Origin of the sequence: Lysobacter sp. 1R34A, assembly GCF_051217035.1 — a bacterium.
Taxonomy (GTDB): domain Bacteria; phylum Pseudomonadota; class Gammaproteobacteria; order Xanthomonadales; family Xanthomonadaceae; genus Lysobacter.
In genome coordinates this window covers 1-13,040 of sequence record NZ_JBPKJP010000108.1, presented here as the reverse complement: position 1 = coordinate 13,040, position 13,040 = coordinate 1, and the positions used below count along the sequence as shown (strand labels likewise).

Below are 13,040 nucleotides of genomic sequence, written 5' to 3'. Positions count from 1 at the left end.
AGCAGCATCGCCACGACCAGGCCGGCCGGCAACAGGACCAGGCCCCAGCCGGTCGGGTCGTCGCGCGGCGCCGGCGCGCTCAGGACGGCCGCGCGCGCGAGCAGGGCATCGACGCTGAAGCGCCCGGCGCCGCCGAGAATCAGCGGCCACAGCATGACCAGGAACAGCAGCGGCAGTTTGTAATTGCCGGCGCCGTCGTCGGTGATGGCATAGCCCTGGGCCAGCTGGGACAGGCCCATCCAGTCCTGCGGCCAATGCACCGCGGCGATCGCGACCACGGTCAGGACGAACAGCGAGGCGGCGGCCAGACGCGTGCCCAGGCCGATCAACAGCGCCAGCCCGCCGAGCAGTTCGAACCCGGTCGCCATGGCCCAGCTCAGCTCGGCCGGGACGTGGTCGAACGGAAACGGAAAGTTCGACATGACGCCACCGAACCAGTTTTCGCCGTGCAGTTTTTCGCGCCCGGATTCGTAGAACTCCCAGGCCAGCACCAGACGCAGGCCGAGCGGCGAGAGCCACGCGCCCACGCCGGCGAGACGGTCGCGCAGGGCGAGGCAGGGGGCGAAGAGGGGTCGGGCCATCGGCTGCTCCGGTACGGCTTGCGCCGGGGCGCCGGCGCTTTCGAGTACAAGAGGCAGGGATCAGGCGGAAAGGTTCGCCGCGGCGGAGAAAAAGATCACCCCGCTGGCGCGCATCTGCCGCAGCAGGCCGTGGCCGAGCTCGAGGAACGCGGCGAGGTCGTCGCTGCCGGCTTCCTGGGCCAGCGCGCGCAACTGCTCGGCTGCGCTCAGTTCGGAGGTCTCGCCGATCCGTTCGATCAGCCGGAAGGCGAGCGGGCTCAACTCGGAAAAGCGCACCTCGCCGTCGGCCTCGCGGCGCAGCAGCAACAGGGTCGGGCCCGGCGGCGGCTGCCCGGGCTGATGGTCGGGACCGATGCGGTGGACCGGCCAGGCATAGGCCAGCGGCCAGGCCAGCGGCGACAACTGGGGGGCGTGTTCGAGCAGCTCGGCGTCGCCGATGCCGGCATCGTCCTGCGGCGCCTGGGCCTCGCTCAGTTGCAGCGCGAGTTCGACCCATTCGTAGTGCGCGAGCTCGGCCAGGAACGGCGGGTCGCCGTCGCGCTCGGGCAGGTAGCGCAGGAATTCGCGGGCGATTTCGGCGAACAGCGGCGTGTGGCAGCGATGGTCGCGGTAGAAATCGCGCACCAGCGCGGTCCAGCGCGCTTCGCCGAGCAGCTTGCGGATGACCGGGAAGTTGCCGGCCAGCAGGCCTTCGATGTTGTTGAACAGCAGGTCGCGATAGATCTCCAGGCGCCGGTCCTCGATGCCCGCGGGCGCCGGGCTGGCCTGCGGGTCGCGCAGGTGGCGGGTCAGTTCGAACTGCTGCGCGCGCAGGCGCGAGGGAGCGTCGCTCATGCCGCGGCTGTCGCTCATCGTCTCGCTCGGGCGCGCACCCGGCGCGCATCGCCGTCCGCGGACTGCGGCGCGGCCTCGCGCAGCACCTGGCGGACGGTATCGAGTTCGCCGACGAGTTCTTCGTAGGGGGGGAAATTGAAGTCGCGCTCGAGCAGGGTCGGGCGCGCACCGAACAGGCGGTAGGCGTCGCCGAGCAGCGACCAGACCTCGTGCTTGACCGGGGCGCCGTGGGTGTCGACCTTGAGGTCTTCGGCCTCGTCGTAATGGCCGGCCACGTGCAGGTAGGCGATGCGTTCGCCCGGCATCGCGGCGAGGAATTCGCGCGCGTCGTAGCGGTGGTTGATCGAATTGACGTAAACGTTGTTGACGTCGAGCAGCAGCTCGCAATCGGCTTCGGCGAGCACCGCGCGGGTGAACTCGACTTCGCTCATTTCCTGGTGCGGCGCGGCGTAGTAGGAGGCGTTTTCGACCGCGATGCGGCGGCCGACGATGTCCTGGGTGCGGCGGATGCGCGCGGCGACGTGGTGCACCGCTTCCTCGGTGAACGGAATCGGCAGCAGGTCGTAGAGATGGCCGTCGTCGCTGCAGTAGCTCAGGTGCTCGCTGTAGCAGGCGACGCGGTGTTCGTCCAGAAAACGGCGGACCCGCACCAGGAAGGTCTCGTCGAGCGGGTCGGTGCCGCCGAGCGACAAGGACAGGCCGTGGCAGACCAGCGCGTGGCGCGAGGCCAGATCGCGCAAGGCCTCGCCGTAGCGGCCGCCGATGCCGATCCAGTTTTCCGGCGCGCATTCGAGGAAATCGAAATCCCCGGCCGCGGCGGACTGCAGCGGGCCCAGCAGGGCCCGCCGCAGGCCGAGGCCGACGGCATCCGGTTCGAGGGGACGCGAGCCGTCCATCATGGTCAGCCGGCAGCGGTCAGACCGAACCGCCGCACTTGCCTTCGCCGCACTTGCCTTCGACCGCCTTCTTGGCCGGAGCGGCTTTGGCGTCGGCCGGCTTGGCGGTGGCTTTGTCGCCGCCGCACTTGCCCTCGCCGCACTTGCCTTCGCCGGTCTTCTTCTTGTCGGCGCCGCACTTGCCTTCGCCGCACTTGCCCTCACCGCACTTGCCTTCACCGGTCTTCTTCTTGTCGGCGCCGCACTTGCCTTCGCCGCATTTGCCTTCGACGTGCTTCTTGTCGGCGCCGCAGGTGCCTTCGGCATGCTTGGCGTCGGCGGCGGCCTTGGCGTCGGCGGCCTTCTCGGCGGCCGGCGGAGCCTGCTGGGCGCCGAGCAGGTAGCCCTGCGACAGATCGCTCATGGCGAACGCGGAAGCCGACAGGCTCAGGCCGCCGAGCAGGGTGGCGCCGAGCGCGAGGGCGATGGGCTTCTTGATTTGCTTGGACATGGATGACTCCTACGTGGCGATGACGGCGGGAAGCCCGCCGGCGGGATGAACGGCCCAGTGTGCCGGGTTCCGTCTGGATGCGATGTGCAGCGGTATCGAAATGGGCGGGTGCCGAACCGTAGCGGGGGATCGGTCGGCGATACGGCGGGCGGCGGAGCAAGGATGCATCACGGGTCGAGATATTCGCGGGCCAGTACGCGGGCCCGGTGCAGGCGCGACTTCACCGCTTCGCGGCTGAGCCCGAGTTGATCGCCGATCTCGGCGATGGTCAGGCCCTCCAGGTCGCGCAACAGGACGACTTCGCGGTAATGCGCCGGCAGGGATTCGAGCGCGGCGGCGACATCGTGGCGCCATTCGCAGGGCTCGGGAGTGACGACCGGCAGGATTTCGTCGGTGACGAGCTCGCCGCTGAGCATACGCCGGCCGCGCTTGAGCCGGTTGCATTCGCGCTTGACGATACGGAAGGTCCAGGAAACGAAACACTCGAGCACGCGCAAGTCGCGCAGCTTGCGCGAGACGGTGATCAGGCTTTCCTGAACCGCGTCCTCGATGTCGTTGATGACGCAGTGGTACTCGGCGTAACGGCGCAGGTCCTGGCGCGAGCGCGTCAGCACGCGCTCCAGCGCGGCGCGGTCGCCCGAGCGGGCGGCCGCCAAATCCCCGTTCGCCATCAGCAAGGTCATGCCCGGGTCTCCTCCGAGGTACGCAAAAATACACCGCGGCAGGGCGCTGCGGGCATGTACCAAGAGTTTGGAAACGGGCCGATCGGTTCGCGATTGCGACGGTGCGGGCGGATTCGTTTAGAACGGATTCAGCCTGGAGCGACTGTAACCGTTTGCAGGGCGGCTTGGCCCTAGCGCCGCGCCGAGGCCGGCGCGCGACTGCGGGTCCGGCAGGGCGAGCCGACCGCCGCTTTGTTGCAACGCAGCGCGACGGGTCTGCGCGAAATCCCGCTCCGGAGCCTGCCGGAGCGGACGAGGCGAAGTCAGACCGCGCCGGTGGTGTTGGTATCGTCGCGCTTCTCGCGCGGCGGCAACTGCTCTTCGCCCTTGACCAGGAACCAGACGTTCTCGGCGATGTTGGTGGCGTGGTCGCCGATGCGCTCGATGTTCTTGGCCATGAACAGCAGATGGGTGCAGGCGGTGATGCTGCGCGCGTCCTCCATCATGTAGGTCAGCAGTTCGCGGAACAGGCCGGTGTAGGCGGTATCGACCTCGGCGTCGCGCGCGCGCACGTTCTGGGCCAGTTCGATGTCGTTGTCGCGGTAAGCCGACAGCACGTCGCGCAGCTGCTTGACCGCGAGGGTGCCGAGGGCGTGCAGGCCGGCCACGTGCGGCAGCGGCGGCGACAGGTTCAGCGCGGTCGAGCGCTTGGCGACGTTGGCGGCGTAGTCGCCGACGCGCTCGATGTCCGAGGCGATGCGGATCGCCGCCAGAATCTCACGCAGATCGCGCGCCATCGGCCCGCGCAGCGCGAGCTTCATGACGTCGTGGCTGATCTCCTGTTCGAGCGCGTCGATCGCCTCGTCGTTGGCGATGATGCGCTCGGCGGCCTTGTCGTCGCGGCGCTGGACCACGTCGAGCGCGGCTTCGAGCTGGGACGCGGCCATCTCGCCCATGCGCAGGGTTTCGTCGAGCAAGCGGCGCTGCTCTTCGTCGTAGCTCTTGACGATGTGGTCGTGCATTTGGGTGCTCATGTTCGGGACTCGGAAGTTTTCGGGACTCGGGACTCGGAACTCGGGACTCGGCCGGCGGGCAGGACAAGGCAGCTGTTGCTCTGCCGAGTCCCCAGTCCCGAGGCCCGCTCGCGTGTCAGCCGAACCTGCCGGTAATGTAGTCTTCGGTCTGCTGCTTGCTCGGCTTGGAGAAGATGGTTTCGGTCGGGGCGTGCTCGATCAGGTCGCCCAGGTACATGAAGGCGGTGAAGTCGGACACGCGCGCGGCCTGCTGCATGTTGTGGGTCACGATCGCGATCGTGTAGTCCTTCTTGAGCTCTTCGACCAGTTGTTCGATGCGGCTGGTCGAGATCGGGTCCAGCGCCGAGGTCGGCTCGTCGAGCAGCAGCACGTCCGGACGCAGCGCGACCGCGCGGGCGATGCACAGACGCTGCTGCTGGCCGCCGGACAGGCCCAGGGCGCTCTGGCCCAGCTTGTCCTTGACCTCGTCCCACAGCGCGCCCTGGCGCAGGGCCTGCTCCACGCGCAGCTCCATGTCGGCCTTGGACAGCTTCTCGTGATGGCGGATGCCGTAGGCGACGTTCTCGAAGATCGTCATCGGGAACGGCACCGGCTTCTGGAACACCATGCCGACCTTGCTGCGCAGGCGGTTCATCGGGTACTTCGGGTCGAGGATGTTCTCGCCGTCGAGCAGCACTTCGCCGCGCGCTTCCAGTTTCGGGTACAGCGCGTAGATGCGGTTGAAGATGCGCAGCAGGGTCGACTTGCCGCAACCGGAGGGGCCGATCAGTGCGGTGACCTGCTTCTCGGGGATCTCCAGGTTGATCGACTTCAGCGCATGGAACTTGTCGTAGTAGAAGTCCAGGCCGCGCGCGGCGAGCTTGACCGGCGAAGCGCCGATCACGGCCGCGGCGCGGTCGGGAGTGGCGACGGAAAGGCGGGCATCGTTCATGGCCGGGGTCCGGGCAACGGGTTGGTTCGAAAGATCAGTCATTGGAGATCCGATTGCGCAACACGAGGGCGCGGGCGAGCAGGCTGACGACCAGGACGAAGAAGGTGAGCACCAGGGCGCCGGCCCAGGCCAGGGTCTGCCAGGTTTCGTAAGGACTGCCGGCGAACTGGTTCATCACCACCGGCACGCTCGCCATCGGCTGCAGCACGTTGTGGCTCCAGTACTGGTTGCCGAAGGCGGTGAACAGCAGCGGCGCGGTTTCGCCGGAGATGCGCGCCAGGGCGAGCAGGACGCCGGTGACGATGCCGGCCGAGGCGCTGCGGTACAGCACCTGCACGATCACCTTCCACTGCGGCACGCCGAGCGAGAGCGCCGCCTCGCGCATCTGCGAAGGCACCAGGCGCAGCATTTCGTCGGTGGTGCGCACCACCACCGGCAGCACGATGAAGGCCAGCGAGATCGCACCGGCCAGGGCCGAGAAGTTGCCGCCGGTCTGCATGACCACCAGGGTGTAGACGAACAGGCCCAGCACGATCGACGGCGCGGACAACAGGATGTCGTTGACGAAGCGCACCACGGTGCCGATCTTGCGGCCGGCGCCGTACTCGGCCAGCCAGGTGCCGGCTGCGACGCCGAGCGGCGTGCCGATGACGATCGCGATCAGGCACATCACCGCGCTGCCGAAGAAGGCGTTGAGCAGGCCGCCTTCCTGCATCGGCGGCGGCGTGTTCTGGGTGAACAGCGCGACGTTGATGCCGCCCAGACCCTTGGCGAGCAGGGTGTAGAGAATCCAGCCGAGGAAGAACAGGCCGAACGCGGCGGCCGCGCAGGCCAGGACCACGGCGATCGCGTTGAACACGCGTCGACGGCCGTACAGCGAATCGGCGACGCGGTGGCGGCGCTGCAGCTCGGCGTCGACGGGAGCGGAAGTCGCGTTCATCAGTTGCCCTCCTTGCGCGACAGTTGCATCAGCATGAACCGCGCGGCGGCCAGGACGATGAAGGTCACGATGAACAACACGAAGCCGAGCAGCAACAGCGCCGAACGGTAGGTCTCGGTGGCTTCGCCGAAGTCGTTGGCGATCAGCGCGGCGATGGTCGTGCCCGGTTCGAGCAGCGAGGCCGAGAAGTTGACCGAGTTGCCGATCACGAAGGCGACCGCCATGGTTTCGCCCAGGGCGCGGCCTAGGCCGAGGAAGATGCCGCCGATCACCGCCGAGCGGGTGTAGGGCAGGACGATGTCCCAGCTGACTTCCCACTTGGTCGAGCCCAGCGCGTAGGCCGATTCCTTGAGCCGGGTCGGCACGGTCAGAAACACTTCGCGCATCACCGAGGAAATGAACGGGATCACCATGATCGCCAGGACGATGCCGGCGGTGAGCATGCCGATGCCGAGCGGTGGACCCTGGAACAGTTTGCCGATCACCGGCCAGGTGCCGACGTTGTCGTTGAGCCAGGGCGTGACGTGTTCGGTCATCACCGGCACCAGCACGAACAGGCCCCACATGCCGTAGATGATCGAGGGAATGCCGGCGAGCAGTTCGATGGCGGTGCCGATCGGGCCGCGCGCCCAGCGCGGCGCGACTTCGGTCAGGAAGAAGGCGATGCCGAAGCTCACCGGAACCGCGATCACCATCGCGATCAGCGCGGTGACGACGGTGCCGTAGATCGGAACGAGCGCGCCGTACTGGTCCTCGACCGGGTTCCATTCGGTGGTGATGAAGAAATCGAGACCTTCCTTGGCCAGTACGTCGCGTCCGCCCCAGAGCATCGACAGGGCGGCGCTGGCGAGAGCGAACAGGACGAAGACGACGGTGGCGGTGAGCGCATAACGAAACAGGCGGTCGTTGCGCGCATCTTTGCCATCGCGGCTGGAAATACCGGATCGAGCGGGTAGGGCGGTCGCGTTCATTGCGAAGGGAGGTCCGTCGTGGCAGTGCGATGCATCGGGAGCGTGCGGGGCTGTGGCGGATGCGCGGTGCGGCGGGTGCGGCGATTACGGGAGTCGCGATGCGATCCGGGTGTACGTGGCGAAGCGGTTGCGATGCCATCGCAGCTCCGGCGGCCGCGACCTTTCCTGCTCAACGTCTCCGCGTAGGCGGGGACTTGGAGACCTCGGGCGTTCTCGCGCGAAAGTCCGGTGGATCTGCGCCTACGCGCAATGACCCATCGGCAAGGCCGCGTCCGCTGCGCGGACGCGGCCCGATGCGTCACTTGAACTCGGCGGCCCAGTAGGCTTCGATCTGCTTGACCAGTTCCGGCGGCAGCGGCACGTAGTCCAGGCTCTGCGCCTGCGACTGGCCGTTCTCGAAGGCCCACTTGAAGAACGCGCGAGTGTCGGCGCTGCGCTTGGCGTCCTTGGGCTGCTTGTACATCAGGATGAAGTTGGTCGCGGTGATCGGCCAGGACTGCGCGCCGCTGGCGTTGGTGATGACCAGGTTGAAATCCTTGGCGCTGGCCCAGTCGGCAGTCGATGCGGCGGCCTGGAAGGCCTCGGCGCTCGGCTGGACGAAGTTGCCGGCGGCGTTCTGCAACTGCGTGTGCGCCATCTTGTTCTGCAGCGCATAGGCCAGCTCGACGTAGCCGATCGAGCCCTTGATCTGCTTCACATAGGAGGCCACGCCCTCGTTGCCCTTGCCGCCGACGCCGCCCGGCCACTGCACCGAGGTGCCTTCGCCGACCTTGGTCTTCCAGGCCGGGCTGACCTTGGACAGGTAATTGGAGAAATTGAAGGTGGTGCCCGAACCGTCGGAGCGGTGGACGATGTTGATCTTCAGGTCCGGCAGGGCCACGCCCGGGTTGACCGCGGCGATCGCCGCGTCGTTCCACTTGCCGACGTTGCCGAGGAAGATGTCGGCCAGCAGCGGGCCGGTCAGGCGCAGCTTGCCGGCTTCGATGCCGTCGACGTTGACCACCGGGACCACGCCGCCGATCGCCGAGGGGAACTGGCCGAGGCCGGCGGCGGCGAGCTCTTCGCTCGGCAGCGGCTTGTCGGAGGAACCGAAGTCGACGGTGCCGGCCTTGATCTGGGCGATGCCGCCGCCGGAGCCGATCGACTGGTAGTTGACCTTGGCGCCGGTGGCCTTGTTGTAGTCGTCGGACCACTTCGACAGCAGCGGATAGATGAAGGTCGCGCCGGCGCCGGTGATCTGCGCGGCGACCCGGTCGCCCGCGGGCGCGGCGGCCGCGGTCTTGCCGTCGGCGGCCGGGGCCGGCGTCTGGCTGCCCGAGCACGCGGCGGCGGCCAGGACGATGGCGAGTGAGAGGACGGCGATGCGGGCCGGCGACGATTTCATGCGCTACTCCATGAAAGAAGGCCGGCGAGGGCGCCGGCTCGGATGGCGCCATTTGATGATCTTTTTGTTACACGGCTATGACACGGATTCGTAATGAATCTGTAGCGAAACGGCGGCCGGGGTGTCCAAGGTCCCGGTTTGCGAGGCCGGAGCTGCTGTTTGGCGGTAACAAAGGGCCTGGGGGCACGGTTTCCGGCGCGACTGCGGCACAGCGATTTAGGGCGCCGGGCCGGGTGGAGTGGGCGGTGCGCCGTCGTTTCCGCGCAGGCGGATTCGACTTGCTCGCTGACCCGGATGTCCGGGCCCATTCAGGAAGGCGCTGAAAGTCTCGGCAGCCCGGCCAGGGCGCGTGGCGCCTTGGCGTTCAGAGATGCGCGCGCCGCTGGCTCGCAACCCGCATCCATGAATCCCCGCCGGCGGGGGATGACGGCTTGGAGGGCAAAGACCCCGGATCCATGAAATCTAATTCCCAACCCCGACCCCGATCCCGACCCCGAACCCGACCCCGAACCCGACCCCGAACCCGAACCCGAACCCGACCCCGAACCCGAACCCGAACCCCGAACCCCGAACCCCGAACCCCGAGTCCCGAGTCCCGAGTCCCGAGTCCCGAGCCCGAGTCCCGAGTCCCGAGTCCCGAACCCCAAGAAAAACAAAACGGGCCCGAAGGCCCGTTTCGTCCGATCCCCAATCTGAAGGATCCCCCCGGATCCGACGATCGGTCGGATCAGTAGTTCATGTTGGTCGTCCAGTAGGTCTCGATCTGCTTGACCAGCGCGTCCGGCAGCGGCACGTAGTCGAGCGTCTTGGCCTGCTGGTCGCCGTTGGCGTAGACCCAGCGGAAGAATTCCTTGGCGTTCTTGGCGCCGGCGGCGTTCTTGGGCTGCTTGTACATCAGGATGAAGTTGGTCGCGGTGATCGGCCAGGAGTTCTCGCCCGGCGCGTTGGTCATGACCAGGTAGAAATCCTTGGCGTCGGCCCACTTGGCGCTCGCGGCGGCGGCCGAGAAGGTCTCGTCGGTCGGCAGCACGAAGTTGCCTTCGGCGTTCTTCAGGCGCGAATACGCCATCTTGTTCTGCAGCGCGTAGGACAGCTCGACGTAGCCGATGCCGCCCTGGATCTGCTTGACGTAAGCGGCCACGCCTTCGTTGCCCTTGCCGCCGATGCCGGTCGGCCACTTGACCGCGGTGCCTTCGCCGACCGAGCTCTTCCACTCGCCGCTGACCTTGGACAGGTAGTTGACGAAGTTGAAGGTGGTGCCCGAACCGTCGGAACGGTGGACCACGGTGATCTTCTTGGCCGGCAGCTTGAGGCCGCCGTTGAGGGCGACGATCGCCGGGTCGTTCCACATGGTGATCTTGCCGAGGAAGATGCCGGCGAGGGTTTCGCCGTCGAGCTTCATCGCGCCCGAGGCCACGCCCGGCACGTTGATCACCGGCACCACGCCGCCGATCACCGACGGGAACTGGGCCAGGCCGAACTTGGCGAGCTCTTCGGGCTTGAGCGGGGCGTCGGAGGAACCGAAGTCGACCGTCGCGGCCTTGATCTGGGCGATGCCGCCGCCGGAGCCGATCGACTGGTAGTTCACTTTCTTGTTGGTCGACTTGGCGTAGTCGGCCGACCACTTCGACATCACGGGGTACACGAACGACGCGCCCGCGCCGGTGACGTCGGCGGCCTGGACGTTGACGGCGAACGCGGTCGCGAGGGCGAGTGCGGTCAGGCGGAAGGACAGAGACTTGAACACGGTGAGCTCCTGAAGAGAGACGGCTGGCACGAATCCGTTGCGGCGAATTTCATAACGGTTCGATGACAGTCACGAGGCGAAAACATGACAGGGACGTGACATCCCTTTCTTTCCGACGCACGGCGCGCGCAAAAGAAGGGCGCGGCCTAGGCCGCGCCCGTAACGATCGTTGCCGATCGAGGGGGAGAGATGTCCGATCGAGCGGTAAGCCGCGGCTTACCAGTAGAACTGCACGCGCGCCGAGATCACGTTCGGGCTGTCGTCGACGACGCGGTTGAAGGTGCGGTTGTTGTAGGCGGCGGTCTGCGAGTAGGTCGCGCTGGTGCGGCCGATGTAGCGCGAGCTGTCGACGATCGAGTAGTCGAGCATGAACTTGAAGTTCGAGCGCCAGTACCAGTTCACGCCGACCGTCCAGGCGTCCATTTCGCCGCCGAGCACGCCGTCGACGATCGGAGCGGCGGTCGGGGTCGCGCCCGGGCGCAGCGAGCCGTCGTTGAGGTCGATCTTGTCGTAGCGCACGCCGACCTGCCACATGCCGCTGGCGGGTTCGTCGGGCAGCGGGGTGGTCGGCACGCCGCCCTTGTAGCCCCAAGTCTCGCCGGTGATGTTCCACACGCCGCTGACGTAGAAGCTGTCGCCGGTGAACTTCTTACCCGGCTGGGCGATCGAGCGGGTGGCGTAGCGGTCGAATTCCGAACGCATGTATTCGGCCTGGACCTTGACCGGGCCGTGCACCCACATCGCTTCGGCGCCGATGGTGTTCTGGCGGTCGACGTTGAGCATGTTGCCGGTATCGACCAAGCGGCCGGCGGCGAGGTCGGCCTGCGGACGGGTGCGGATGCGCGCGGTGTCGGCGTCGGCGTCGAGATCGACGTAGGACAGGCCGAAGTGCAGGATGTTGCCCTTCTCGTTGATCGGCGCGAAGGTGCCGCGCAGGCCGAAGCCCGAGCCGTGGGCCAGGTTGCGGGTCAGTTCGCGGCCGAAGTAGCTCGCGGTCAGGCTCCAGTCGTTGGTGCCGTAGCTGTAGGCGGCGCCGAGACGACGCGCCACGCCGAAGGTGTTGGTCACCATCGCCTTCGAGATGAAGTCGTTGTTCTTGGTCGAGGACAACTCTTCCAGGCTGTTCGGCTGCTTGTACTGGCCGACCTGGATGTAGTGGTTGGCGTCGCCGCCGAGCTTGTACTTCAGGTTGACGTCGAGGAACTTGTCGGCCTTGGCGTCGTAGCCGGCGACCCACTCGATGTTGCCCGGGCCCTTGCCCTTCAGCACGAGCTCGGCGCGGCGCAGCTCGTTGTCGTTGTCCTTGCCGTCCGGCAGGTCGGCGTTGAGGTTGAGGACGTCGCTGTTGAAGTCGTTGTAATCCGCCTGCAGCAGACCTTCGAAGGTGACTTCCGAGTCGCCGATGACGTCGAGTGCGATTTCGGCGTGCGCGGCGGGCGCTGCGAGAGCGGCGAACAGCGCGACGGCAAGGGTGTTGCGGGAGAGTTTCATGGTCTAGCCCTGAGGCGTGGAGTGATGGCGCGCAGGCTAGAGTGTGAAAGTTGCGTAAATGTGACAGATCTGACTTATTTCGCAGGCATGACGCTGCGATGACGCTCGCGCAAGCGCGGCGCGCCGGTCGGGTTTGCTTTAGAAATCAAGCCGCTACGGGCTCCGGCTCGCCCGGCGTTTTGTCCGGGAAGCGGCACAGATCACGGATCGCGCAATGCGGGCAATCGGGTCTGCGTGCCTTGCAAACGTAACGTCCGTGCAGGATCAGCCAGTGATGCGCGTCCTGAAGGTAGTGCGGCGGCACCGCTTTTAGCAGGCCGTCCTCGACCGCGCGCACGTCCTTGCCCGGCGCCAGGCCGGTGCGGTTGGAGACGCGGAAGATGTGGGTGTCGACCGCCATGGTCGGCTCGCCGAAGGCGGTGTTGAGCACCACGTTGGCGGTCTTGCGGCCGACCCCGGGCAGGGCTTCGAGCGCGGCGCGGTCGTGCGGCACTTCGCCCCCGTGGCGTTCGATGAGTTGCTGCGACAGGGCAATGACGTTCGCCGCCTTGGTGTTGAACAGGCCGATCGTGGCGATGTAGGGCTTGAGCCCGTCGACGCCGAGCGCGGCGATCGCCTGCGGGGTATTGGCGACCGGGAACAACTTGCGCATGGCCTTGTTGACGCCGACATCGGTGGCCTGCGCCGACAGCACCACCGCGACCAGCAGCTCGAACGGCGTGGTGTATTCGAGTTCGGTGGTCGGCTTGGGGTTCAAGGCCTGCAGGCGCGAGAACATCTCCTCGACCTCGGCCGGGCCGAGACGGGCGACGCGTTTGCCTGCGGGCCTGGCGGTTTTTTTCGCGGCCGGCTTGGGCGCGGTTTTCGCGGCAGGTTTCGCGACGCGCTGGTTGGCGAGGTGCTTGGCCGCTTTTTTGTGCGCCGGCTTGAGCGTGCGGTCGGCAGCGTTCCTGGCGGGCCTGGCGGCGGGCGGGGAGGTCTTGGCCATGCGGGGGGATCGGTCTCAGGTCGGTCCGCGCTGCGCGGCCTTGGCCTTGGCGCGGGCCAGGGCGGCCGCGGCGGCCGAAGGCAGGGCCGGG

Annotated in this window: 13 protein-coding genes; all 13 read right to left on the bottom strand. The window is 67.3% G+C overall.

Annotated features, from left to right (window positions below; translation table 11 throughout):
• A partial coding sequence (locus ACSAMQ_RS17715) for an HvfX family Cu-binding RiPP maturation protein (RefSeq protein WP_435396927.1) occupies positions 1-581 on the bottom strand: 581 nt, incomplete at its 3' end.
• A gap of 60 nt (positions 582-641) precedes the next feature.
• Positions 642-1,433 (bottom strand): HvfC family RiPP maturation protein, encoded by a 792-nt coding sequence (locus ACSAMQ_RS17710; protein WP_435396926.1) that lies wholly within the window; start codon positions 1,431-1,433, stop codon positions 642-644.
• A complete protein-coding gene (locus ACSAMQ_RS17705) occupies positions 1,430-2,311 on the bottom strand; it encodes an HvfB family MNIO-type RiPP peptide maturase (RefSeq protein ID WP_435396925.1) in 882 nt (293 codons plus the stop codon). Before ACSAMQ_RS17705 ends, ACSAMQ_RS17710 begins: the two co-directional genes overlap by 4 nt.
• A gap of 19 nt (positions 2,312-2,330) precedes the next feature.
• Positions 2,331-2,801, bottom strand: a complete 471-nt coding sequence (locus tag ACSAMQ_RS17700) for an HvfA family oxazolone/thioamide-modified RiPP metallophore (RefSeq protein WP_435396924.1) — start codon at positions 2,799-2,801, stop codon at positions 2,331-2,333.
• 167 nt (positions 2,802-2,968) lie between these two features.
• On the bottom strand, positions 2,969-3,484 hold the full coding sequence (locus ACSAMQ_RS17695; protein WP_435396923.1) for an RNA polymerase sigma factor: 516 nt from the start codon (positions 3,482-3,484) through the stop codon (positions 2,969-2,971).
• 302 nt (positions 3,485-3,786) lie between these two features.
• Positions 3,787-4,497 (bottom strand): phosphate signaling complex protein PhoU, encoded by a 711-nt coding sequence (gene phoU / locus ACSAMQ_RS17690; protein WP_435396922.1) that lies wholly within the window; start codon positions 4,495-4,497, stop codon positions 3,787-3,789.
• A gap of 115 nt (positions 4,498-4,612) precedes the next feature.
• On the bottom strand, positions 4,613-5,428 hold the full coding sequence (pstB, locus tag ACSAMQ_RS17685; RefSeq protein ID WP_435396921.1) for a phosphate ABC transporter ATP-binding protein PstB: 816 nt from the start codon (positions 5,426-5,428) through the stop codon (positions 4,613-4,615).
• A gap of 34 nt (positions 5,429-5,462) precedes the next feature.
• The gene (gene pstA, locus ACSAMQ_RS17680) at positions 5,463-6,368 is read right to left on the bottom strand and encodes a phosphate ABC transporter permease PstA (RefSeq protein WP_435396920.1); all 906 of its coding nucleotides are present in this window, start codon (positions 6,366-6,368) and stop codon (positions 5,463-5,465) included.
• Positions 6,368-7,339: a phosphate ABC transporter permease subunit PstC gene (gene pstC / locus ACSAMQ_RS17675; RefSeq protein WP_435396919.1), complete on the bottom strand. Its 972-nt coding sequence runs from the start codon at positions 7,337-7,339 to the stop codon at positions 6,368-6,370. Before pstC ends, pstA begins: the two co-directional genes overlap by 1 nt.
• A 298-nt stretch (positions 7,340-7,637) precedes the next feature.
• Positions 7,638-8,723, bottom strand: coding sequence for a phosphate ABC transporter substrate-binding protein PstS (gene pstS / locus ACSAMQ_RS17670; protein WP_435396918.1), 1,086 nt, complete (start codon positions 8,721-8,723; stop codon positions 7,638-7,640).
• 727 nt (positions 8,724-9,450) lie between these two features.
• Positions 9,451-10,470, bottom strand: a complete 1,020-nt coding sequence (gene pstS, locus ACSAMQ_RS17665) for a phosphate ABC transporter substrate-binding protein PstS (RefSeq protein WP_435396917.1) — start codon at positions 10,468-10,470, stop codon at positions 9,451-9,453.
• Positions 10,471-10,686: 216 nt separating this feature from the next.
• Positions 10,687-11,961 (bottom strand): OprO/OprP family phosphate-selective porin, encoded by a 1,275-nt coding sequence (locus tag ACSAMQ_RS17660; protein ID WP_435396916.1) that lies wholly within the window; start codon positions 11,959-11,961, stop codon positions 10,687-10,689.
• A 145-nt stretch (positions 11,962-12,106) separates the two neighbouring features.
• The gene (gene nth, locus ACSAMQ_RS17655) at positions 12,107-12,949 is read right to left on the bottom strand and encodes an endonuclease III (RefSeq protein WP_435396915.1); all 843 of its coding nucleotides are present in this window, start codon (positions 12,947-12,949) and stop codon (positions 12,107-12,109) included.
• Between the last annotated feature and the right edge of the window lie 91 nt (positions 12,950-13,040).

What these genes read in the sequence shown, in the direction of transcription:
- pstC (WP_435396919.1), bottom strand. Translation starts at nt 7,339, where the DNA reads ATGAACGCGACCGCCCTACCCGCTCGATCCGGTATTTCCAGCCGCGAT.
- ACSAMQ_RS17705 (WP_435396925.1), bottom strand. Translation starts at nt 2,311, where the DNA reads ATGGACGGCTCGCGTCCCCTCGAACCGGATGCCGTCGGCCTCGGCCTG.
- ACSAMQ_RS17700 (WP_435396924.1), bottom strand. Translation starts at nt 2,801, where the DNA reads ATGTCCAAGCAAATCAAGAAGCCCATCGCCCTCGCGCTCGGCGCCACC.
- pstB (WP_435396921.1), bottom strand. Translation starts at nt 5,428, where the DNA reads ATGAACGATGCCCGCCTTTCCGTCGCCACTCCCGACCGCGCCGCGGCC.
- ACSAMQ_RS17660 (WP_435396916.1), bottom strand. Translation starts at nt 11,961, where the DNA reads ATGAAACTCTCCCGCAACACCCTTGCCGTCGCGCTGTTCGCCGCTCTC.
- nth (WP_435396915.1), bottom strand. Translation starts at nt 12,949, where the DNA reads ATGGCCAAGACCTCCCCGCCCGCCGCCAGGCCCGCCAGGAACGCTGCC.
- ACSAMQ_RS17710 (WP_435396926.1), bottom strand. Translation starts at nt 1,433, where the DNA reads ATGAGCGACAGCCGCGGCATGAGCGACGCTCCCTCGCGCCTGCGCGCG.
- pstS (WP_435396918.1), bottom strand. Translation starts at nt 8,723, where the DNA reads ATGAAATCGTCGCCGGCCCGCATCGCCGTCCTCTCACTCGCCATCGTC.
- pstA (WP_435396920.1), bottom strand. Translation starts at nt 6,368, where the DNA reads ATGAACGCGACTTCCGCTCCCGTCGACGCCGAGCTGCAGCGCCGCCAC.
- phoU (WP_435396922.1), bottom strand. Translation starts at nt 4,497, where the DNA reads ATGAGCACCCAAATGCACGACCACATCGTCAAGAGCTACGACGAAGAG.
- ACSAMQ_RS17695 (WP_435396923.1), bottom strand. Translation starts at nt 3,484, where the DNA reads ATGACCTTGCTGATGGCGAACGGGGATTTGGCGGCCGCCCGCTCGGGC.